This is a genomic window from Duganella rhizosphaerae (genome assembly GCF_040364205.1).
Taxonomy (GTDB): Bacteria; Pseudomonadota; Gammaproteobacteria; order Burkholderiales; family Burkholderiaceae_D; genus Rugamonas; species Rugamonas rhizosphaerae.
Genome location: NZ_BPWK01000022.1, coordinates 1 through 22,305 on the forward strand (window position 1 = coordinate 1; position 22,305 = coordinate 22,305).

21 protein-coding genes are annotated in these 22,305 nt (G+C 63.9%); 10 read left to right on the plus strand and 11 right to left on the minus strand.

The genetic code is table 11. The features are described from left to right. The 4 genes from RUGAMON1_RS30060 to rpsL form a co-directional block, all read right to left on the minus strand. A partial coding sequence (locus RUGAMON1_RS30060) for a GTP-binding protein (RefSeq protein ID WP_445233959.1) occupies positions 1–354 on the minus strand: 354 nt, incomplete at its 3' end. 69 nt (positions 355–423) lie between these two features. Then, on the minus strand, positions 424–2,529 hold the full coding sequence (gene fusA / locus RUGAMON1_RS30065) for an elongation factor G (RefSeq protein WP_445233960.1): 2,106 nt from the start codon (positions 2,527–2,529) through the stop codon (positions 424–426). A gap of 114 nt (positions 2,530–2,643) precedes the next feature. Beyond that, positions 2,644–3,114 carry a 30S ribosomal protein S7 gene (gene rpsG, locus RUGAMON1_RS30070; RefSeq protein WP_008444271.1) on the minus strand — a complete coding sequence of 157 codons (471 nt, stop codon included), beginning with the start codon at positions 3,112–3,114 and terminating at the stop codon, positions 2,644–2,646. Positions 3,115–3,274: 160 nt separating this feature from the next. After that, on the minus strand, positions 3,275–3,658 hold the full coding sequence (gene rpsL, locus RUGAMON1_RS30075) for a 30S ribosomal protein S12 (RefSeq protein WP_008444270.1): 384 nt from the start codon (positions 3,656–3,658) through the stop codon (positions 3,275–3,277). Between the two features lie 303 nt (positions 3,659–3,961). Between rpsL and RUGAMON1_RS30080 the strand changes: the two genes are divergently transcribed. Further along, the gene (locus RUGAMON1_RS30080) at positions 3,962–5,950 is read left to right on the plus strand and encodes a phosphoethanolamine transferase (protein WP_510167304.1); all 1,989 of its coding nucleotides are present in this window, start codon (positions 3,962–3,964) and stop codon (positions 5,948–5,950) included. Beyond that, positions 5,950–6,714, plus strand: coding sequence for a carbon-nitrogen hydrolase family protein (locus tag RUGAMON1_RS30085; RefSeq protein ID WP_445233962.1), 765 nt, complete (start codon positions 5,950–5,952; stop codon positions 6,712–6,714). Before RUGAMON1_RS30080 ends, RUGAMON1_RS30085 begins: the two co-directional genes overlap by 1 nt. A 15-nt stretch (positions 6,715–6,729) precedes the next feature. On the opposite strand, the gene RUGAMON1_RS30090 is transcribed toward RUGAMON1_RS30085, so the two are convergent. The 7 genes from RUGAMON1_RS30090 to RUGAMON1_RS30120 all read right to left on the minus strand — a co-directional run bounded on the left by RUGAMON1_RS30090 (position 6,730) and on the right by RUGAMON1_RS30120 (position 13,032). Next, positions 6,730–7,494, minus strand: coding sequence for an LTA synthase family protein (locus tag RUGAMON1_RS30090; RefSeq protein WP_445233963.1), 765 nt, complete (start codon positions 7,492–7,494; stop codon positions 6,730–6,732). Between the two features lie 134 nt (positions 7,495–7,628). Beyond that, positions 7,629–8,183: a hypothetical protein gene (locus tag RUGAMON1_RS30095; RefSeq protein WP_445233964.1), complete on the minus strand. Its 555-nt coding sequence runs from the start codon at positions 8,181–8,183 to the stop codon at positions 7,629–7,631. 142 nt (positions 8,184–8,325) lie between these two features. Beyond that, the gene (locus tag RUGAMON1_RS30100; protein WP_445233965.1) at positions 8,326–9,774 is read right to left on the minus strand and encodes a TIGR01777 family oxidoreductase; all 1,449 of its coding nucleotides are present in this window, start codon (positions 9,772–9,774) and stop codon (positions 8,326–8,328) included. Then, complete coding sequence (locus RUGAMON1_RS30105; RefSeq protein WP_445233966.1) at positions 9,771–10,391, minus strand: DUF4166 domain-containing protein; 621 nt, start codon at positions 10,389–10,391, stop codon at positions 9,771–9,773. Before RUGAMON1_RS30105 ends, RUGAMON1_RS30100 begins: the two co-directional genes overlap by 4 nt. Next, positions 10,388–10,840, minus strand: a complete 453-nt coding sequence (locus RUGAMON1_RS30110) for a cell division protein (RefSeq protein WP_445233967.1) — start codon at positions 10,838–10,840, stop codon at positions 10,388–10,390. The genes RUGAMON1_RS30105 and RUGAMON1_RS30110 overlap by 4 nt, the downstream gene beginning before the upstream one ends. A gap of 55 nt (positions 10,841–10,895) precedes the next feature. Continuing rightward, complete coding sequence (locus tag RUGAMON1_RS30115; protein WP_445233968.1) at positions 10,896–11,423, minus strand: GbsR/MarR family transcriptional regulator; 528 nt, start codon at positions 11,421–11,423, stop codon at positions 10,896–10,898. A 55-nt stretch (positions 11,424–11,478) separates the two neighbouring features. Next, a complete protein-coding gene (locus RUGAMON1_RS30120; protein ID WP_445233969.1) occupies positions 11,479–13,032 on the minus strand; it encodes a MutS-related protein in 1,554 nt (517 codons plus the stop codon). 192 nt (positions 13,033–13,224) lie between these two features. Between RUGAMON1_RS30120 and RUGAMON1_RS30125 the strand changes: the two genes are divergently transcribed. The 8 genes from RUGAMON1_RS30125 (at position 13,225) to RUGAMON1_RS30160 (ending at position 22,147) form a co-directional block, all read left to right on the plus strand. Then, the gene (locus RUGAMON1_RS30125) at positions 13,225–14,493 is read left to right on the plus strand and encodes an efflux RND transporter periplasmic adaptor subunit (protein WP_445233970.1); all 1,269 of its coding nucleotides are present in this window, start codon (positions 13,225–13,227) and stop codon (positions 14,491–14,493) included. Between the two features lie 20 nt (positions 14,494–14,513). After that, positions 14,514–15,248 (plus strand): ABC transporter ATP-binding protein, encoded by a 735-nt coding sequence (locus tag RUGAMON1_RS30130; RefSeq protein ID WP_445233971.1) that lies wholly within the window; start codon positions 14,514–14,516, stop codon positions 15,246–15,248. Positions 15,249–15,258: 10 nt separating this feature from the next. Next, entirely contained in the window at positions 15,259–16,575 is a 1,317-nt protein-coding gene (locus RUGAMON1_RS30135; protein ID WP_445233972.1) for an ABC transporter permease, read from the plus strand. 12 nt (positions 16,576–16,587) lie between these two features. After that, complete coding sequence (locus RUGAMON1_RS30140) at positions 16,588–17,823, plus strand: FtsX-like permease family protein (protein WP_445233973.1); 1,236 nt, start codon at positions 16,588–16,590, stop codon at positions 17,821–17,823. A 57-nt stretch (positions 17,824–17,880) separates the two neighbouring features. After that, positions 17,881–19,221, plus strand: a complete 1,341-nt coding sequence (locus tag RUGAMON1_RS30145; RefSeq protein ID WP_445233974.1) for a sigma-54-dependent transcriptional regulator — start codon at positions 17,881–17,883, stop codon at positions 19,219–19,221. Next, entirely contained in the window at positions 19,221–20,579 is a 1,359-nt protein-coding gene (locus tag RUGAMON1_RS30150; RefSeq protein ID WP_445233975.1) for a sensor histidine kinase, read from the plus strand. The genes RUGAMON1_RS30145 and RUGAMON1_RS30150 overlap by 1 nt, the downstream gene beginning before the upstream one ends. Before the next feature lie 247 nt (positions 20,580–20,826). Continuing rightward, the gene (locus RUGAMON1_RS30155) at positions 20,827–21,297 is read left to right on the plus strand and encodes an FxDxF family PEP-CTERM protein (protein ID WP_445233976.1); all 471 of its coding nucleotides are present in this window, start codon (positions 20,827–20,829) and stop codon (positions 21,295–21,297) included. A gap of 76 nt (positions 21,298–21,373) precedes the next feature. Next, positions 21,374–22,147 (plus strand): spermine/spermidine synthase domain-containing protein, encoded by a 774-nt coding sequence (locus RUGAMON1_RS30160; protein WP_445233977.1) that lies wholly within the window; start codon positions 21,374–21,376, stop codon positions 22,145–22,147. Positions 22,148–22,305: the final 158 nt, after the last annotated feature.

Sequence of the window (22,305 nt, forward strand, 5' to 3'; positions counted from 1 at the left end):
CTCGCGGGTCTGTGGCATTGGGCCGTCGGCTGCGGAGCAAACCAGGATCGCGCCGTCCATCTGCGCAGCACCGGTAATCATGTTTTTGATGTAGTCGGCGTGGCCTGGGCAGTCAACGTGAGCGTAGTGACGGGTAGCGGTTTCGTACTCGACGTGCGCGGTGTTGATGGTAATGCCGCGTGCTTTTTCTTCTGGTGCTGCATCGATCTGGTCGTAGGCTTTAGCTTCGCCGCCGAATTTCTTCGACAGAACGGTAGCGATTGCTGCGGTCAGGGTGGTCTTGCCGTGGTCGACGTGGCCGATGGTGCCGACGTTGACGTGCGGCTTGGTCCGTTCGAATTTCTCTTTTGCCATTTTATTCTTCCTTAGAACAATGTTTTAAATATGCGCCCGGAGGATCTCCCCGGGCGCAAAAATTACAAATTACTTAGCTTTAGCGGTAACGATCGCGTCGATAACGTGCTTAGGCGCTTCCGAGTAGTGCTTGAATTCCATCGTGTAGGTAGCACGACCTTGCGTTGCGGAACGCAGGGTGGTCGAGTAACCGAACATTTCCGACAGAGGCACTTCAGCTTTGATGATCTTGCCACCGCCGCCTGGGATCTCGTCCATGCCCTGCACCATACCGCGGCGGGACGACAGATCGCCCATCACGGTACCGGCGTAGTCTTCCGGCGTTTCCACTTCCACAGCCATCATCGGCTCCAGAATAACTGGCGACGCTTTGCGGCAGCCTTCTTTGAACGCCATCGAAGCGGCCATCTGGAACGCGTTTTCGTTCGAGTCCACATCGTGGTACGAACCGAAGAACAGCGTGACCTTGACGTCGACCACTGGGTAGCCAGCCAGAACACCGGTGTTCAGGGTGCCGCGCACGCCTTTTTCCACCGCAGGGATGTATTCGCGAGGAACGGTACCGCCCTTGATCGCGTCAACGAATTCGAAGCCCTTGCCTGGTTCTTGCGGTTCGATCTTCAGAACCACGTGACCGTATTGACCACGACCACCGGACTGCTTGACGAACTTGCCTTCGGACTCTTCGCACACCTTGCGGATCGTTTCGCGGTAGGCAACCTGTGGCTTACCGACGGTCGCTTCCACGCCGAATTCGCGCTTCATACGGTCGACGATAATTTCCAGGTGCAGCTCGCCCATACCACCGATGATGGTCTGGCCCGACTCTTCGTCGGTCTTGACGCGGAACGAAGGATCTTCCTGAGCCAGACGGTTCAGTGCCAGACCCATTTTTTCCTGGTCAGCCTTGGTCTTTGGTTCCACAGCCTGTTGAATCACCGGCTCAGGGAAGACCATGCGCTCCAGAATGATGATCGCGGTCGGATCGCACAGGGTTTCGCCGGTGGTCACGTCTTTCAGACCAACTGCGGCGGCGATGTCGCCGGCGCGCACTTCTTTGATCTCTTCGCGCTGGTTAGCGTGCATCTGCAGAATACGACCCAGACGCTCTTTACGGCCTTTGACCGAGTTGTACACGGTGTCGCCCGAATTGATGGCGCCCGAGTACACGCGGAAGAAGGCCAGCTGGCCGACGAACGGGTCGGTCATGATCTTGAAAGCCAGCGCCGAGAACTTCTCGTCGTCCGATGCTTTACGGGTGGTCGGCTGTTCGTCCTCGTCGGTACCGCCGACGTCGTCGATGTCCAGTGGCGACGGCAGGTATTCGATGACCGCGTCCAGCATGGCCTGTACGCCCTTGTTCTTGAAGGCGGTACCGCACATCATCGGAACGATTTCGGAAGCGATGGTGCGTTCGCGCAGCGCTTTCTTGATCTCGGCTTCCGACAGGTCGCCTTCTTCCAGGTACTTGTTCATCAGGTCTTCGGACGCTTCAGCAGCGACTTCAACCATCTTCTCGCGCCACTCGGCTGCCGACTCGGCCAGCTCTGCAGGGATCTCGACGTAGTCGAACTTCATGCCCTGGGACGCTTCGTCCCACAGGATGGCTTTCATCTTGACCAGATCGATCACGCCCTTGAAGTTTTCTTCAGCGCCGATAGGGATCTGGATCAGGACCGGGTTCGCCTTCAGGCGAGCGCGCATCTGCTCGTAGACCTTGAAGAAGTTGGCGCCGGTACGGTCCATCTTGTTGACGAAGGCCAGACGTGGCACTTTGTACTTGTTAGCCTGACGCCATACGGTTTCCGACTGTGGCTGTACACCGCCGACTGCGCAGTAAACCATGCAAGCACCATCGAGCACGCGCATCGAACGTTCAACTTCAATGGTGAAGTCAACGTGGCCTGGCGTGTCGATGATGTTGATGTGGTGCTCAGGGAAGTTGTTAGCCATACCTTTCCAGAAGCAGGTCGTCGCTGCCGAGGTAATGGTAATGCCGCGCTCTTGTTCCTGTTCCATCCAGTCCATGGTGGCGGCGCCATCGTGAACTTCACCGATCTTGTGGTTCACGCCCGTGTAGAACAGGACGCGTTCGGTGGTGGTGGTCTTACCTGCATCGATGTGAGCGGAGATACCGATATTGCGGTAGCGCTCGATGGGGGTCTTGCGGGCCATAATTATTCCTAAATCTTTGAATGGACAAAACCGAGCGCCATTTTTGCTGACAAAAATGAGCCCGGCCTCGAACAACAGATAACAGCCAGATCACGCAGGATCCGGCCGATTTGATTAGAAGCGGAAGTGCGAGAACGCCTTGTTCGCTTCAGCCATGCGGTGAACTTCGTCACGCTTCTTCATAGCACCGCCGCGGCCTTCAGCCGCTTCCATCAGCTCACCGCCGAGGCGTTGTGGCATGGATTTTTCGCTGCGCTTGTTCGCAGCTTCACGCAGCCAGCGCATGGACAGAGCCATACGACGCACTGGGCGCACTTCAACCGGCACCTGGTAGTTGGCACCACCGACGCGACGGGATTTAACTTCAACCAGTGGCTTGGCGTTGTTGATCGCGGTAGCGAACACTTCCAGCGGGTCTTTGCCCGACTTGGCGGCGATGTGCTCGAAGGCACCGTAGATGATGTTTTCTGCGACCGATTTTTTACCGGACAGCATCAGAACGTTCACGAACTTGGCGACATCCGTGTTGCCGAATTTTGGATCCGGCAGAATCTCGCGCTTGGGTACTTCACGACGACGTGGCATATCAATTCCTTTCAATCTTCAGTTGAGGTGCGCAGATATGGGATTCGCACTCTCGCGGAGGCCATCATAGCCATCCACTTACTCGACCAATTGCGGTCGATTACATTCACTTAGTTAGTTGCCACTGAGCGAAAACTTTTAAAGCTATTGCAAACTGCGATTACTTCTTGGCTTGCTTGGCACGCTTGGTACCGTATTTCGAGCGAGCTTGCTTACGGTCTTTAACGCCCTGGGTATCCAGTGCACCGCGAACCATGTGGTAACGCACACCCGGCAAATCCTTTACACGACCGCCGCGCAGCAGAACAACGCTGTGCTCTTGCAGGTTGTGGCCTTCACCGCCGATGTACGAAATGACTTCGAAACCGTTGGTCAGACGAACTTTGGCCACTTTACGCAGCGCCGAGTTAGGCTTTTTAGGAGTGGTGGTGTACACACGGGTGCAAACACCGCGCTTTTGCGGGCTGTTTTCCAGCGCCGGCGATTTGCTTTTCACGGTCAGAGCGACGCGTGGATTGCGAATCAGTTGATTGATGGTTGGCATCGTTATAAACCCAACAAAATTACAACATTAATAACCCGGACGACTGTCCGGCGACTAAAACCTCGTCTCGATCTACAGGAACAACGGAGGCGCGAATAGCCACTCGCAAGGAGCGGCCTGAAACAGCGTATACGATGTGCAGAATAAATTGAGAACTCGCGAGTATAGACGTGGTTGGAATACCAGTCAATCTATTTCGCGGCGGAATGCGGGCGCGACGGGCGCGCAAACACTAGCTGAAAGGTCAAGAAACACTTGATAATAGCAGACAATTCCCAACCTTCCCTGTCTATGCGATCTTTGTTGCGCCCCGCTCCCCTGTTCGTGCTGTCCAGCTACCTGCTGCTGTCGCTGGTGCCCTGCGTGCCCATCCTGCTGGGACGGCAAGTGCCGGAGCTGACGCACATCCTGCTGGTCGAGCTGCTGGCCTGGGTCGCGGTATGGAGCGTGTTGCAGCGCCCCGCCTGGTTCCACTGGCTGCTGATCCCGGCCTTCCTGGCGCTGCCGACCGAACTCTACCTGTTCATTTACTACGGCCAGGGCATCTCCACCCACCATCTGGGCATCATCGCCGAGACCAGCCCCAGGGAGGCGCTGGAATTCCTCGGCCGCAAAGTGTGGCTGATGGGCGCGGTGATGCTGGCGGCGATCGCCTGGTGGATCGCGGTGCAGCTGGCCGCGCGCCGCAGTCCGCAGCTGGCCTGGCGCGGCAAGTCGCGCTGGAGCGCGCTGCTTATATTAGTGGCGCTGTCCGCGCTGTGGGTCTACGGCTGGGAATTCGGCATCCGCGCCAAGCCGGCGCAGAAGGCATCGGCCTTGGCCTCGGCCTCCGCCGCGGCATCTGCCGGCGCGCTCAAGCCGGCCAGCGCCAAACCTGCCGGCTCGGCACTGGGCTCGGCCATCGGCTCGGCGCTCAGTTCCGCGCTCAGCCATGTCGGCATCACCGCCTCGGTCGCCGCCAGCGACGCCGCCTCCGAGGAGGAAGAGGAAGAAGACGCCGAAGAGGACAGCTCGCCCGCGCACGCCGCCGTCGCCGGCGCCGGCCGCAGCGGCTGGCAGCTGGCGCAGCTGCCGTGGTGGATGCGCTCGCCGCTGGGCTTCGACGACTTCGCCTCGTCGTGGCCGTTCGGCCTGACCGCGCGCGGCGTCGACTTCGTCAAGGAGCGCGAATACCTGGCCGACCTGGGCCGGCGCAGCAGCAGCTTCACCTTCAAGGCACACCAGCCGGAAAAGAACGATACGCCGGAAATCGTCATCATGGTGATCGGCGAATCGTCGCGCTACGACCGCTGGGGCATCAATGGCTACCAGCGCGACACCACCCCGCTGCTCAAGCAGGAGGCCAACCTGGTCACGCTGCCGGACGTCATCACGGCGGTGTCGGCGACGCGGCTGTCGGTGCCGGTAATCATCTCGCGCAAGCCGTCGATGCAAAGCCTGAAGGACGGCTTCTCGGAAAAATCCTTCCTGACCGCCTACAAGGAGGCCGGCTTCAAGACCTGGTGGCTATCCAACCAGATCTCGTTCGGCCAGTTCGACACGCCGGTCTCCGTGTTCGCCAAGGAGGCCAACGTGATCCAGTTCATGAACCTGGGCGGCTTCACCAACAATTCCAATTTCGACCAGATCCTGCTGGAGCCCTTGCAGCACGCGATCGCCGATCCGGCGCCGAAGAAGCTGATCGTGCTGCACACGCTGGGCAACCACTGGAACTACAGCCAGCGCTATCCGAAGGAATTCGACAAATGGCAGCCGTCGCTGTTCGGCGTCGACAAGCCGGTCTACACCGACACCAAGATCAAGCCGCAACTCAACAACAGCTACGACAATTCCATCCTGTACACCGACTGGTTCCTGTCGCAGGTGATCCATCAGTTGAAGGACACGCAGCAGCTGAGCTCGATGGTCTACGTGGCCGACCACGGCCAGACGCTGTACGACAACAGCTGCAACCTCGCCTTCCACGGCCACAACACACAGTTTGAATTCCACGTGCCGGCGCTGGTGTGGTACTCGGACGAATACAAGGAACGCTATCCGGAGAAGGTGAAGCAGCTGGTACGCCACCGCAAGGCGCGGCTGGCGACGGAAAACATCTTCCACACGCTGCTGGACCTGGGCGACATCGAGTACGACGATGAGCGACTGGAGTGGAGCTTCATCAACAAGCAGTTCAAGCAGCACAAGCGCTACGTCGACAGCTACGGCTGGAGCAACTACGACAACGCCAGCTTCAAGGGCGACTGCCGCGAAGTGATCGACAAGGGCAAGCCGCTGAAGCAGGAGAAGTAATGAACATCTGCATCGCCGCCGCGCAGTCGCCGTCCATCGCCGGCGACATCGACGCCAACGTCCGCATTCACCTGCGCTTCATCGAGGCCGCGCATGCGGAGGGCGTGGAGCTGCTGCTGTTTCCCGAGCTGTCGCTGTGCGGTTATGAATTGCCGCTGCTGCGCGACTGCCTGCTGACGCCGGACGACGCCCGCCTGGCGCCGCTGCGCAAGGCCGCCATGGCGACCGGCATGCGCATCATTGCCGGCGCCCCACTAGCCGACGGCGGCGACGCCCTGCCCTGCATCGCCGCGTTCAGCTTCCTGCCCGACGGCACGACCACCGTCTACCGCAAGCAATACCTGCATCCGGGCGAAGAGCTGTACGCACGGCCGGGGCCGATGGGCGCGCACTGCCAGCGGCTGAATGGGCAGCGCTACGCGCAGGCGATCTGCGCCGACGCCACGCATTACCAGCACGCGGCGGATGCGGCGGCGGATGGCGCATCGATCTATCTGGCGGGGGTACTGATTTCCGCAGCCGGTTACGCTAACGACGCCGCCAAGCTGCAGCGCTACGCCAGCGACTTCGGCATGGGCGTGCTGATGGCGAATCACGCCGCGCCATCGGGCGGGTATGCGGCGGCGGGCCGCAGCGCGTGGTGGAGTCCGGGCGGCGTACTATCGGCAGAGGTGGCCGGGCCCGGCAGCGCCCTGCTGGTCGTCCATACGGACAATGGCGCGCGGATCATAGCGATGCATCACCCGATGCCGCATATAGAGTGACGACATCAGCCATATTCACATCCTCGAGAAATCCGGCTTGCTGGTCATGTCCACATAGACTTTCTTGCCCGTTTCCCTGAATATCCTTCCGGGATAGTAATAGAACAGCAAAATTCCCTTGGTCGCCGCACCAAGCGTGAACATATCGAAAGGAAGAGTGGCTATCCCCAGCAGAATGTGCGTGAAAGGCAACCCTGTCAATTCCACCGCCGGGCGAATAACCACCATCACCGCCAATGCCAACGCGACCGAAATGACATAGCTCCAGCCGTTCGGCGACGTCGTAAAGCGGTGCATTTTCACCAACCGCTTGTCGCTCTCCTGCATGTAGTAGACGGCGTCGCCGTCTTCACGGTAGAGGCGGTCCTGTACTTTGCGGTAGAAGGTCACCGTGCGAAAACACCAGACGATCAGCACAGCGATATACACCAGGAAAACCAGAACGCGGACCGGCATCGGCGGCAGCCCAAAGAACAGGAAGCACAGCCACGACACCACGCCCAACGAGGCAGTGCTGCCGAGATACAGCACGCAAACGCCGAAGTACCTCGCGTCCCAGCCCCAGTTAAACACTCTCGGAATCACCATCATTAACGCCGATAGCGTGCACACCACAATGCACAGCAAGGACAGAGGATTAGCCAGGACGGGCGTGTCCATGGAGGCGCCGTTGACCAACACCAGCGACATCACGCCGAACACCAGCGGCAGGAACGCTCCGTTCGCCGCCATGCGGTTCGGCCGGAACATTTCAGGATTCGCCCTGTCGAGATCTCTCACGATGCAGCCATCGGCGTCAGCGCTGACCTGTCAGTCATGAACGTCAGCGTCCCTGTTTAGATGCGTACAAATGCACTCCCAGCTGCCACCAGCGCAATCAACAGGAAGACAGTCCGCCGATGGGAGCTCGTCAGTCATGGCCCCTGCTCCAAAGCTATTTGCAGCGAGGCGCTCTGAGCGTCGGTGCGGGACAGCGTGATCACTGGATTACCGTTTCGGTTCAAGGCTTTGTCGAGGGAATATCTCCATTCCGAATAGTCACTTCCGCCTTTCTTCGGACGGCCCAGCTTCTTCTCGACCAATGCCTTCATCGCCGGGAAACTGTTGGCGGAGAAGTCCACGACGATCGACATCATGTAGTTTGGAAGCGGCTCGCCGAGTCCCTCGCGGGAGTCCATGCGGATGGCTGCGAGGCCGGACTCCGGCGAGCACGTATAGTCCCAAAGTATCATCGTCTTCCTGGCTTTGTCGCGCACCCTCGTGCAATATGGCGCGATGATGGTGGCGAGGTCCGCGCTTTTCAGATGAAACGTCTGGTAGTCGGCCAATGCGCCGATCACGATACTGAGCGGCCCCGCAGTCACGGCCACCGCAGGCGATTCCCGCCCTGCATACGCCACCTGCGCCACACCGGCTGTTAATACCAAAAGCGTAGCGGAACGCAGTGATTTGAAAAAACTGAAATTCATTTCAGGACATCTAACATGAAGGCGGCGGTTGTTTATTTGTCATGACCAAGCTCCGCATTACACCTTAGAAGTTCGTTTCAAGCAAGAGTGATTCAATTGAATCGGGGGGCTACCGCTGTGGCATCAGACCGGTCCGCCTCCGCTATGCAAGGCTGCGCAGCGCGCCCTCAAGATGCGGATAGCGGAATGCATAACCGTCCGCCACCAGCCGCGCGGGAGCAACGCGCTGCCCCTCGAGCAGCAAGTCCGCTTGTTCGCCCAGCACCAGCCGCATCGGCCAGCCCGGCGTGGGGAAGCCGAACGGACGCCGCAGCACGGACGCCGCCACCCGGCTGAACTGCGCCTGCGTCAGGCTTTCCGGCGCGGTGAAGTTGTACACGCCGGCCCCGCCCGAGCGGCACAGATGCGCGATGCCACCGATCACGTCGTCCACATGAATCCACGACAGCCATTGCGCGCCCCCGCCCAGAGGTCCGCCCAACCCCAGCTTGATGGGCAACAGCATCATCGGCAGCGCGCCCTGCGTGCCCAGCACCAGTCCGAAGCGCGTGCATGCCACGCGCACGCCGTGGGCCGCCGCGCCTTGCGCCGCCTGCTCCCATTCACGGCACAGGTCGGACATGAACATGGGCTGCGGGCCGTCAGCTTCGGTCAGCAGCGTGCTGTCGCCGCGGCGCTGTATGCCGTAGTAGCCGATCGCCGAGGCCGACACCAGCATCGCCGGCTTGTGCTCGGCCTTGGCGATCCAGGCCACCAATTTGTTGGTCAGCTCGACGCGACTGGCGCGCAGCGCCGCCCGCCGTGCCGCGGTCCAGCGCCAGCCCAGGATGCGCGCACCAGCGAGGTTGATCACCATATCGAAGCGGCGCGACGGTGGCAGTTGCGCCATGCTGTCCACGCAATCGACGCGGCCGTCGAACAGCCAGGCGGCCTGGCGCGCTTGCCGGGTCAGCACCGTCACGCGCTGCCCGTCGCGCAGCAGCGCGCGCACCAGGCGCTGGCCGATAAAGCCGGTGGCGCCGGTCACCAGGAAGCTGCGTCCCGGCGGGCCGAAGCCGACCTCGCTAGCGGCGCCGTCACGCAGCGCCAGCTTGCCGATCGCCCTGGAGGCAAACGCGTCCCGCACGCCGGACAGGCCGACGCCGACGCCGCACAGCGCCAGGAACACGCTCAGCGCACCCTGCGGCTGCCAGGCCAGCGCGGTCGGCATGGCCAGCCACTGCGGCGTGTTCAGCGCCAGCAGTGCAATGAAGGCGCCGCCGTTCATCGCCAGCACTGTGTGGGTCACGCGCTCGGTCGCCGGCAGCAGGCGGGTGCGGTCTTCGACCACGAAGTCCCACAAGGTCAGTACGATCTCAATCGAGAACACCACCAGCAGCACCCACGCCCACGCGCCGTGAAACGCCCAGCCGGCCAGGCCGATGAACAGGGCGCTGTAGATCATCGCCCGCACCGCGTGAATCGCCAGCTCGCGGCGCGCGGTGGCGCGGCCGGGCAAGGCCTCGGTCAGCTCGTGGTGGTACAACGTATCGAAGGCGCCGAGGCAGCCCTGGAAGGCCATCAGTTGCAATGCCAGCAGATGGGTATTCATGCCGCCACCTCGCGGAACACACCCGCTTGCGTGAAGGTGGTGCCGAACAGCGCGTGCCGGATCTCGATGCGGATGTCGAACTGGTTGGCGCTGTTATTGCGATGACACAGAAAGGTCTTGCCTGGAGTGAGCAGGCCCGGCAGCGGAATGCGCACGCCCAGCACCTGCCAGAAATAGCCGTCGCTCTCAAAGTGCAGATTGCCGTCGCGGACCTCCAGCACCAGTTTCATGCCCAGCCCCATGCCGACATATTCGAGCACTTCGCCCTTGCTGCTTTCGGCCATGAACGAGGTGAACATGACCGGCTTGCGGCCGTTAAGCCGGTAGATGCGCTGCTTGAAGATCGATGCGCAATCGGGCTTCGAATAGACCTGGATATCGACCGGGAAATCGGCGTCGTTGTAAGGCATCAGCGCGCCCTGGATCATCGGCATGCTCAGGTAACCCAGCAGCCGTCCGATCCGCGAGCACGTCAGCTCCGACAAGCTGCCGCTGTAGTTGAGCGGCTTGCCCGGCAGCGGATTCTTGTCGAAGCGGGCCTGGATATCGGGATGCAGCCGGCGCCATTCCGGCCCCAGGATTTTCTTGAACAGCTCACCTTCGGAGGGGATCATCATGACGTTGCCTTTCTATGTGTGAATGCCAGGTCGAGCTTGCACAGCCACAGCAGCGGCGGCAGCATGACCGCCAGCGCCAGCGTATCGATCCACAGGTTGATCCAGCAATGCGCGCGTGCCGAAATCAGCATGTCTTGCGGCGCCCACACCAGCAGGCCGAGGATCAGCATGGCCCAGGCGAAGGCGTTGCGCTGCTTGTCGCCGATGACCGCCAGGCCGGCCATCCAGATCGCCGCCGCCTGCACCGTCGGACCGAACAGCGAGAGCCACCACACCTGCAGCGCCTTGCCGGCGGCCGGCGCCTCCACGCCGAAGAAGAAATCTTCGATGCCGCGACGATAGCCATCCGTGACGGCCGCCCCTGCGCACAGCGGCAGCAGCACGCCGACCACCAGATGCGCCGCCACCGTCATGTAGATCCAGCGCACCAGCCAGGTTCTCGTCATCATGATTTTGTCCGTAATTTCTGTAATAACAGAAATATAAAGTGAAATTTTTTACGTATCAGTCACCGCCCAACAGACGCGCCACCTTGCCGCCCATCTTCAGGAAGCGCTGCATGGTGGCGGGCGGCAGGTGTTTGTAGTCGCCGTAGGTGGTGGTCAGCATTTCGAGGAAGTCCAGCACCTGGTCCATCTTGACCTTGGTGGCCGCCTCCAGCTCGGGATCGTTCTCCGCTTCCAGCGCGCATTCGCGCAGCACCGTCAGCGTGGGGTCGATCTCGCGCTTCTTGCGCTCCTCGACGATGACGCGGAAGATTTCCCATACATCTTGCAGGGCGACAAAATGGTCGCGGCGGTCGCCCGCGATGTGGGTGATGCGCACCAGCCCCCAGCCTTGCAGCTCCTTCAGGCTGTTGCTGACGTTGGAGCGCGCCACAGTCAGCGTGTCGGCGATTTCCTCGGCCGGCAGCGGGCGGTTGACCAGGAACAGCAGCGCATGGATCTGCGCCACCGTGCGGTTGACGCCCCAGCGCGTGCCCATCTCCCCCCAGTGCAGGATGTACTTCTGGATGGTCGGTGCGAGCGTCATGGCAATTCCCTTATTTCTGTCATTACAGAAATCATAGAACTGCAACCGGCAAATGTCAAAGACTATTCCGTATGCCTTCGCAGTCGGCCGGATGCGCCATGTAGTCGCTGAGCCAGTCGAACACGCGGTTGGCCTTGGCCGAGATGGCGGCGTCGAAGCCGCGCGCGGCAAGCAGGGCGATACCGTTGGTCTCGCGCAGCACGCCGGGCGCCACCTGCAAGCCGTCGCCCACGCGGCTGACGCACCACGGCGTCAAACGCTCCTCCAGCAACGGCGCCAGCACCAGGTTGTGCGAGGAGACGATCACCGTGCCGCGCTGCGACAGCGTGTGCAGCACCGCCGCCGCAGCCGAGATCGATTCCAGATGATTGGTGCCGCGGAAGATCTCGTCGATGATGAACACGGCCGGTGCGCGCTCGGCCAGCGCCAGCAGCTCGCGCGCGCGTCGCAGCTCGGCGATGTACAGGCTCTCGCCGCCTTCCAGCGCATCCTCGCTCTGCATGCTGGAATACACCGGCAGCAGCGGCGTGACCGCCCGTTCCGCATAGCAGAAGCCGAACGCGCGGGCGACGATCAGGTTCAGCCCCACCGTGCGCAGCAAGGTGCTCTTGCCGATGCCGTTCTGCCCGGAGATAAAGGCGCCCCGCTCCGCCAGCGCGAACGACAGCGGCTCGGCCCGCGCCAGCAGCGGATGCACCACCCGCTCCAGCGTGACGGCGCCGCCCTGCTCCGCCCAGCAGTAACGCTGCGTCTGCGCCAGGTGCCGCGCCAGCGCCAGGTCGGCTTCCAGCGCCGCCACGCGCTGGAAGCTGCTGCGCAGGAATTCAAGATGGCCGCGCACCGCATCGCGGCTGTCGAAATAGTGACGCACATTCATCTGCCACAACCAGTCGCGGTACTCGCGCACGCCGGGCAGGTTGCCGGCCGGCGACTGGGCGAGTTTGCGATTGAGCTTGCCCGCCCGCGCCGCGTCCTCGCGCAAGGCGGCCGTCAGCGGATCGTCCAGCGCGGCCAGCAGGCTGTGGCCGCGCAGCATTTGCTGCAGCGTGGCCAGGATGCGGCGCCATTCCTCGACCGCTTCGTGATAGCGCATCTGCACCGCCAGCAACACCATCCACAGCGCCACCACCACGCCCCACAGCGCCACCACGCCGGTGACCAGCGCCAGCACCACCGACAGCAACAAACCCAACGGCAGCCACGGCAGCAGCCCTCTCCAGCGCGGCGCCGGCGGCAAGGCGGCGCCGAACAAACTTTCGCTGACTTCGCGATCGGCGGCGCGCAAGCCGGTGCAGGCGGCGTGCAAGCGCTGGCGCAGTCCGGCGTCCTGCGCCAGTGTCCGCACGCGGACGGCGGACGCGGCCACTGCGCCGCCGTCCGCGTGCAGGCGCCGGTGCAGCTCCTGCTGGCCGAAGATGCTGGTCTCGCGCGCCAGCTGCGCGCTGTACTGCGGCAGCAGCATGTCGTCCCAGGTTTGCGCGTCCAGCGCGCTGGCGTCGGCGTGGGCGGTGCGCTGGTACAGCGCGACGTCGCTGGCGACGAAGGGGTAGTCGGCGATCGGGGGTTCGGCGGGCAGCAGCAGGCGGGTCAAACGGTCGAACAAGCTCATACGGTACTCAGGTGGAGGCGACAGCGCCACAGATGGTCACGCTTGCCACTTTATCAAGCCCGGCCGGACAGGGCGGACGACCGGACAGCACCCGGACAACGGACGGCGGCAGCCAACATCAATCAAATCAAGCACTTAAGTACTGGCACGGTTTCTGCATAACGTTGTGCATCTCTACACACTTACACGATCATGATACGCGACACCTCCAATCAAGACGCCGTCATCGCCGCCCCCAAGGGACAAGCCGCCAAGCGCCGCCTCGTTTTCGCCGTCGGAGCCATCGCCCTGGTGGCGGTGGCCTACGCCGTGCTGCACTCCTGGCGCGGCAGCGACCACTCGGTCAACATCTCGCGCCTGCGCGTCGCCGAGGTGGGCCGCGGCACGCTGATCCGCGACGCCGCCGTCAACGGCCGCATCGTCGCCGCCATCAGCCCGACGCTGTATTCGGCCTCGCCGGCCACGGTGACCTTGAAGGCGGCCGCCGGCGACACCGTCAAGAAGGGCGACGTGCTGGCGGTGCTGGAATCGCCCGACCTGACCGACGCCCTCAAGCGCGAGCAATCGAGCTTCCTGCAACTGGAGGCCGAGGTCGAGCGCCAGAAGATCCTGGCCCGCAAGCAGAAACTGCTGGCCCGCCGCGACGCCGACACCGCCGAGATCGACCGCCTGTCCGCGCTGCGCACCCTGGAGCGCTACAACGCCGTCTCCAACGAAGGCATCATCGCCAAGATCGAATACCAGAAGGCCAAGGACGCGCTGAACTCGGCCGAGATCCGTGCCAAGCACGCCGGCCAGGCGGCCGAGCTGGAAAGCGACAACGTCGCGCTGGAGCTGAAGACCAAGATCAACGAGCTGGACCGCCAACGGCTGTCGCTGGCCAACGCCCAGCGCCGCGTCGACGAGCTGACCGTGCGCGCGCCGGTGGACGGCTTCATCGGCACCCTGTCGGTGGCCAACCGCAGCGTGGTGCCGGCCAACGCGCCGCTGATGACGCTGGTCGACCTGTCGCGCCTGGAAGTGGAGCTGGAAGTGCCGGAGACCTATGTGTCCGACATCGGCCTGGGCATGAACGCCGAGGTCAACTTCGGCACCGGCACCGCCAACGCCAAGCTGTCGGCGCTGTCGCCGGAGGTGGTCAAGAACCAGGTGCTGGCGCGGGTGCGCTTCACCGCCGCCCAGCCGGCCGGCCTGCGCCAGAACCAGCGCGTCACCGCGCGCCTGCTGATCGACGAAAAACCCAACACGCTGATGCTGCAGCGCGGTCCGTTCGTGGAATCCGAAGGCGGCCGCTACGCTTATGTAGTCCGGGACGGCATCGCCATCCGCACCCCGATCAAGATGGGCGCCACCAGCGTCACCGCGGTGGAGATCCTCGGCGGTTTGAAACAGGGCGACAAGGTCGTCATCTCCGGTACCGAAACCTTCGAGAACGCCGAACGCGTCTCGATCAATCAATAACTTTTTTGAAGAGGCCCTCCATGCTGCGCATGCAAAACCTGAGCAAAGTCTATCGTACCCACATGATCGAAACCCACGCGCTGCGCGGCTTCGAGATCAACGTCAAGCAAGGCGAGTTCGTCACCGTGACCGGCCCTTCCGGCTCCGGCAAGACCAGCTTCCTCAACATCGCCGGCCTGCTGGAGGAATTCACCGACGGCGAATACATCCTCGACGGCATCAACGTCAAGGGCATGGACGACAACGCCCGCTCGCGCCTGCGCAACGAAAAGCTGGGCTTCATCTTCCAGGGCTTCAACCTGATCCCCGACCTGTCGCTGTTCGACAACGTCGACGTGCCGCTGCGCTACCGCGGCTTCAACGCCGCCGAGCGCAAGGAGCGCATCGAGGACGCGCTGTCCAAGGTCGGCCTGGCCTCGCGCATGAAGCACTACCCGGCCGAACTGTCCGGCGGCCAGCAGCAGCGCGTGGCGATCGCGCGCGCGCTGGCCGGCTCGCCCAAGCTGCTGCTGGCCGATGAACCGACCGGCAACCTGGACACCCAGATGGCGCGCGGCGTGATGGAACTGCTGGAGGAAATCAACGCCCAGGGCACCACCATCCTGATGGTGACCCACGATCCGGAACTGGCGGTGCGTTCGCAGCGCAACGTCCACATCATCGACGGCCAGGTGTCGGACCTGGTGCGCAAGGCGCCGACGCTGTTCGACGCGAATTCCCATGGCCACGCCGACGGCAAATCCCATGTCGCATAAGGAGCGCAATATGTTCCAATACTACTTCGTGCTGGGCCTGCGCAGCCTGCGCCGCAACCCGGCCCTGACCGCGCTGATGGTGCTGACGCTGGCCATCGGCGTGGCCGCCAGCGTGGCCACCTTGACCATCCTGCACGTGATGTCGGGCGACCCGATCCCGTCCAAGAGCGAGCGCCTGTTCGTGCCGCTGATCGACAACGGCCCGCTCGAAGGCTACAAGCCGGGCGACGAGCCCAACGACCGCCAGCTCAGCTACCGCGACGCCGTCAACCTGATGAACAGCAAGGCCGGCGAACGCCGCACCGCGATCTACGGCCTGGCCGTGCCGGTCGAACCGCAGCGCAAGGACGTCGGCGTGTTCACCGCGCGCGGCCTGGCGCCGTACGGCGACTTCTTCAACATGTTCGATGCGCCCTTCCTGCACGGCCAGGGCTGGAGCCCGGCCGACGACAAGGCCGGCGCCGACGTCATCGTCTTGAGCCGCAAACTGGCGGAAAAACTGTACGGCAGCACCGACCCGGTGGGCCAGCGCATGACGGTGGCCGGCCTGCAGTACCAGATCGTCGGCGTACTCGACACCTGGAACGTGGTGCCGCGCTTCCACCGCATCATCGGCAGCCAGGACGGCGCCTTCAGCGAGGAGGACGAGCTGTTCATCCCGTTCACCAGCGCCATCCGCCATGAGATGCAGCGCAACGGCAGCACCAGCTGCACCAACGACGTCGGCCCCGGCTTCCAGACCTTCCTCGACTCCGAGTGCACCTGGGTCCAGGCGTGGATCGAAACCCGCAGCGGCGCCGACCGCGCCGAGCTGCAAAGCTTCCTCGACAGCTACGCCACCGAGCAGCGCAAGCTGGGCCGCCTCAAGCGCAACGCCCCGAACAAGCTGTACGACGTGCGCGAATGGCTGGACTACATGAAGGTGGTCGGCAACGACAACAAGCTGTCGGCCTGGCTGGCGTTCGGCTTCCTGGTGCTGTGCCTGGTCAACACCATCGGCCTGCTGCTGGCCAAGTTCTCGGTGCGCGCCGCCGAAGTCGGCATCCGCCGCGCGCTGGGCGCCTCGCGCCGCGAGATCTTCCACCAGTTCCTGATCGAGACCACCGTGGTCGGCCTGGTCGGCGGCGCGCTCGGCCTGCTGCTGGCCTTCGGCGCGCTGGCGCTGATCGCCATGCAGTCGAAGGCGCTGACGGTGGTGGCGCACATGGACTGGATCATGCTGCTGACCACCTTCGCGCTGGCGGTGCTGGCGGCGGTGCTGGCCGGCCTGCTGCCGACCTGGCGCGCCTGCCAGGTGACGCCGGCGCTGCAACTCAAATCTCAATAAGGGACCCGCATCATGGAAATCCGCCCCATCCTTTCCGCGCTGTTGCGCAACAAGACCGGCCCGGTGCTGGTCGCCGTCCAGGTCGCGCTGAGCCTGGCGATCCTGGCCAACGCGCTGCACATCGTGCAGGTGCGCCAGGCCGTGTCGGCCCGCACCAGCGGCCTCGCCAACGAGCAGGACGTGTTCGCGCTGCAGATCCGCCACCTGAAGAACGGCGGCCACCAGGACCAGCTGGCGGTGCAGCACCGCGAGACGGCGCTGCTGCGCGCCGTGCCGGGCGTGCTGTCGGTGGCCAACGTGTCGCAGATGCCGCTGTCGCGCTCGGGCAACTACACCGGCATGGCCATCGACCGCAAGCAGGTCAAGTCGACCGCGCAATCGACCACTTATTACGCCCCCGACTCGCTGATCCAGACCTGGGGCCTGCGCCTGGTCGAGGGGCGCGACTTCCTGCCCGGCGAAATCCCGGAGGTCGACCAGAACACCAGCGACGAAATGCCCAAGGTGGCGATCGTCACCCGCAAGCTGGCCGAGAAGATGTGGCCGGGCCAGGCCAGCGTCATCGGCAAGACCATGTACTTCGGCACCGGCGAAAAGGCCAAGGACGTGCGCGTGGTCGGCGTGGTCGAGCAGCTGCAGACGCCAAGCGCCCAGATCGACGAGACCGGCGAGTTTTCCACGCTGGTGCCGGTGCGCCTGACCGGCGACGACGCCGACGGCTACACGCTGCGCGCCGAGCCGGGCCAGCTGGACCGCGTGATCAAGGAGGCCGAGGCGGCCGTGCGCGCGGCCTCGCCGATCCCGGTGGTGGTCAAGACCCGCACCATGAACGAGATGCGCACCAACCGCTACCGCGCCGACAACGCGCTGGCGTGGATGCTGGTGACGGTCAGCGTGCTGCTGCTGCTGATCACCGCCAGCGGCATCGTCGGCATGGCCAGCCTGTGGGTCACGCAGCGCCGCAAGCAGATCGGCGTGCGGCGCGCGCTGGGCGCGCGCCGGGTCGACATCCTGCGCTACTTCGTCACCGAGAACTTCATGATCACCAGCGTCGGCGTGGCGGCCGGCGTGCTGCTGGCGCTGGGCCTGAACCAGCTGCTGGTGAGCCAGCTGGAGATGGCGCGCCTGCCGGCCGGCTACCTGATCGCCGGCGCCGCCGTGTTCTGGGCGCTGGGCGTGGCCGCCGTGTACGGTCCGGCCTGGCGCGCGGCCTCGATTTCGCCGGCCACCGCCACCCGCAGCGCCTGAGTGGTCGAAGCGATGTTTGCCGTACCTGGCATGCCGCGACAATGTTATGCTTGCGGCATGCCTACCGTATTGATCATAGATGACAACGCCGCCGTCGCCATCGCGCTTGAAGTGCTGTTCTCGCTGCACGACATCGACGCGCTGCGCGCCGCCTCCCCCGAAGCCGGACTGGAACTGCTGGAACGCCACAGCGTCGACCTGGTGCTGCAGGACATGAACTTTTCCGCCGACACCACCTCGGGCGAGGAAGGCACGGCGCTGTTCCGCGCCATCCGCGAACGCCATCCCGAACTGCCGGTGATCCTGCTGACCGCCTGGACCCACCTGGACGCGGCGGTCGACCTGGTCAAGGCCGGCGCCGCCGACTACCTGGCCAAGCCGTGGGACGACAACCGCCTGATCGCCACGGTGCACAATCTGATCGAGCTGGGCCAGGCCAAGCGGGCCTTGCAGCAGCGCCTGCAGACCGAGCTGCGCCAGCGGCGCGAGCTCGAGCGCGGCTACGACCTGCGCGGCATGGTGTGGCAAGACCCGGCCACCGAGCGCGTGGTGCACCTGGCCTGCCAGGTGGCGCGCGCCGACGTCCCGGTCCTGATCAGCGGTCCGAACGGCACCGGCAAGGAACGCATCGCCGAGATCATCCAGGCCAACTCGGCCGTGCGCGACGGCCCCTTCGTGGTGCTGAATTGCGGCGCGCTGCCGGCCGAGCTGATCGAGGCCGAACTGTTCGGCGCCGACGCCGGCGCCTACACCGGCGCCTCCAAGGCGCGCGAGGGCAAGTTCGAGGCGGCCGACGGCGGCACCCTGTTCCTCGACGAGATCGGCAACCTGCCGCTGGCCGGGCAAATGAAACTGCTGCGGGTGCTAGAGACCGGCCGCTTCGAGCGGCTCGGTTCCAACCGCGAGCGCCAGGTCAAGGTGCGCGTGGTCAGCGCCACCAACGCCGACCTGCAGGCCATGATACGGGCCGGCAGCTTCCGCGAAGACTTGTTCTACCGCCTCAACGTGATCGAGCTGCGGCTGCCGCCGCTGGCCGGCCGTCCGGCCGACATCCTGCCGCTGGCCCAACACTTCCTCGGGGTCGGCAAGCAGCTGCACCCGTCGGCGCAGCAGGCGCTGCTGGCCCACCCGTGGCCGGGCAATGTGCGCGAGCTGAAAAACGTCATGGCGCGCGCCGGCCTGCTGGCCGCCGGCGACGTCATCAAGGCGGCCGACCTCGGCCTGCCGGCCGCCGCCAGCGCCAGCGCCGACGACGGCGCGCGCGAGCCGGACCGCGACACCATCGGCCTGGCGCTGAGCCGCGCCGGCGGCGTGGTGGCGCAGGCCGCCGCCGAGCTGGGCCTGTCGCGCCAGGCGCTGTACCGCCGCATGGAGCGGCTGGGCATCGCCCGCCCCTGATGGACGACGCCGGCCGCCGCCAGGGCACCCGTCTTTCGCTATTGACGCGCTGGACCGCGATGGTCGGCACGCTGCTGACGGTCGGCATCCTGATCGCGCTGACCCTGACCCATTTCTTCCCCGACCATCCGGGCCTGGTGCTGGCGGTGTGCCTGCTGTGCGTGCTGCCGATCTCCATCATCACCATCCGCGCCCAGCTCGAATACATGCTGTCGCTGTTCCGCGCGCTGACCGGCACCGTGACCAGCTACAAGGACGGCGATTTCTCGTTCAGCCTGCACTGGCCGCAGAACGACGAACTGAGCGACCTGGTGGCGGCCCACAACGCGCTGGGCGACGTGCTGCGCCAGCAGCGGCTGGACCTGGTGCAGCGCGAGCTGCTGCTCGACACCATGGTGCAGAACACGCCGGTGGCGATGCTGCTGGTCAGCGAGGCCGGCCCCATCGTCTACGCCAACGTGGCGGCGCGCCAGCTGCTCAACCAGGGCCGCAAGCTGGAGGGCCACCGGCTCGACGACATCCTGGCGCACGCCTCGCCGGCGCTGCTGGAGGCGCTGGCGCGCGGCGGCGACGGCCTGTTCACCACCAAGGAGGGCGGGACCGAGGTCGACGAGGAAGAGGTCTACCACCTGGCGCGCCGCAGCTTCAACCTCAACGGCCGCAAGCACGAGCTGCTGCTGCTGCGCCAGCTGACCATGGAGTTGCGCCGGCAGGAAGTGCAGACCTGGAAAAAAGTCATCCGCGTCATCAGCCACGAGCTGAACAATTCGCTCGCGCCGCTGACCTCGCTGGCCCATTCCGGCGCCGAGCTGGTGCGGCGCGGCCAGACCGAGCGCCTGCCGCAAATCCTCGCCACCATCGAGGAGCGCACCCGCCACCTGGAAAGCTTCATCCTCGGCTACGCGCGCTTCGCCAAGCTGCCGACGCCGCGGCTGGAGCTGCAGGCATGGCCGGCCTTCCTGGCGCAGCTGGCGGCCCAGGTCGATTTTACGGTCAGCGGCGCACCGCCCGACGAAGCCTGCGCCTTCGATCCCTCGCAGCTGGAGCAGGCGCTGCTGAACCTGCTCAAGAACGCCCATGAATCGGGCTCGCCGGCCAGCGAGGTCAGCCTGGAGGTGCGGCGCCTGCACGGCGCGGTGCGGATCGACGTCCAGGACCGCGGCCCCGGCATGAGCGACACCGTGCTGACCAACGCGCTGGTGCCGTTCTACTCCACCAAGCGCAGCGGCACCGGCCTGGGCCTGGCGCTGGCGCGCGAAATCGCCGAAGCCCACGGCGGCCGCATCACCCTGGCCAACCGCGACGGCGGCGGCCTGACCGTGACGCTGATCCTGCCGGTGTCGGCAGCCAGCAACTAAAACGCCATTGGTGAATTGAAATTAAGTTGATAATTTGCACAACGGAAATTGAGCAGTAGTAATTTTTTATTGTCCAGCCCGTGTAGTAGTCGTGCTCTATCAGTCTTTCCCGCGCAATAAAAAAATAGCCAATTGACATCGAAAATCCCCGGGCGTACTTTGCATGAGTGGCACGGGGGTTTCATGAGTTTGTCTGATTTTTCGCGGGGATAAAATGAAATTAAAATCAATATTAGCAACCGGACTAATGGCTTTGGCGGCAGGTGGCGCATGGGCGAACAACTATACGTCGCCCGTCATCATCATGGACGGCGGCCCGACCGACTGGACCGCCGATTTCGGCACATCGCACACCGATGGACTGCTGTTCACCGACACCTACACCTTCGTGTACTCCGGCTTGCCGGGCACGGCGCAGGGTTATTTCCTGAATCTGAAAAACTTCCTGGTGTCGCCAGCCACCTCCATCCATTTCAACTCGGCTACTCTCGACGGCACGCCGCTGCCGGTGGCCAACGGCCTTTTGTCAGGCAGTTTCTTCTTCAATGTCCCGGTCAGCGGCCCGGTCACGCTGGTTATCAAGGGCAAGGATAACGGCACCGCCAGCTATTCCGGCACGCTGGACATCACCTCGGCCGTGCCGGAGCCCGCCACCTACGGCATGCTGCTCGGCGGCCTGGCCATGCTGGGCCTGGCGACGCGACGCCGCACATCCTGAGCTGCCCCCCCCAAAGACGCTGCGGCGTCTTTTTTTTACGCCGCACGCCGGCCCGGCGGACTGGTAAACTGCCGCCATGTCCAAGATTCCCGCCTCTCCCGCCCGCTACGACGCGCCCGGCCACCCGCCGGCCACCATCACCGAATTCGAGGGCGTGCGCAGCCTGCACCTGGGCACCTCCTGGGTGCAGGGCGCGATGCGCCTGGCCAAGCCGGACCAGATCGAACTCGAATACGTGCAAATGATGATGATGTGGCTGCTCTTCAACGACCAGCCGCGCCACATCGTGCAGCTGGGCCTGGGCAGCGCCGCGCTGACCAAGTTCTGCTACCGCCGCCTGCCCGGCGCGCGCGTGACGGCGGTCGAGCTCAATCCGAACGTGATCGCCATCTGCAACGCGCAGTTCGGCCTGCCGTCCAACGACGAGCGCCTCAACGTGGTGGAAATGAACGCCATGGATTTCGTGCTCGACCCGGCCAACCACGCCAGCGTCGACATCCTGCAGGTGGACTTGTACGACGAAGAGGCGCGCGGCCCGGTGCTGGACTCGCCCGAGTTCTACCAGGCCTGCTGCGACTGCCTGCGCGACGGCGGCATGATGACCACCAATGTGTTCGGCGATTTCGCCAACTACGACAAGAACCTGCACGCGATGGAACAGGTGTTCGACGCCGTGGTCTGGCTGCCGGAGGTGCACGACGCCAACATCGTGGTGATCGCCTTCAAGCAGTCGCCGGTGCTGGATTTCAGCGTGCTGTACGAGCGCGCCGGCGCCATCAAGAAGAGCCTGAACCTGCCGGCCAAGTCCTGGGTCAACGGTTTGAAGGGCTGGATGTTGGATCAGCAATAAACAGTTTACTGATGCGTACGCACCACAGTTTTGCACCATTTTGCGGCAGCCCGTCGGCCAGATTACGCCAAGTCATCGTATAACGCACGCAATATTATCAAATGTGCATATTTCGCAACAAAATGGTGCAAGCCGCGTTGCCGCCCGGTGAGCGGCCA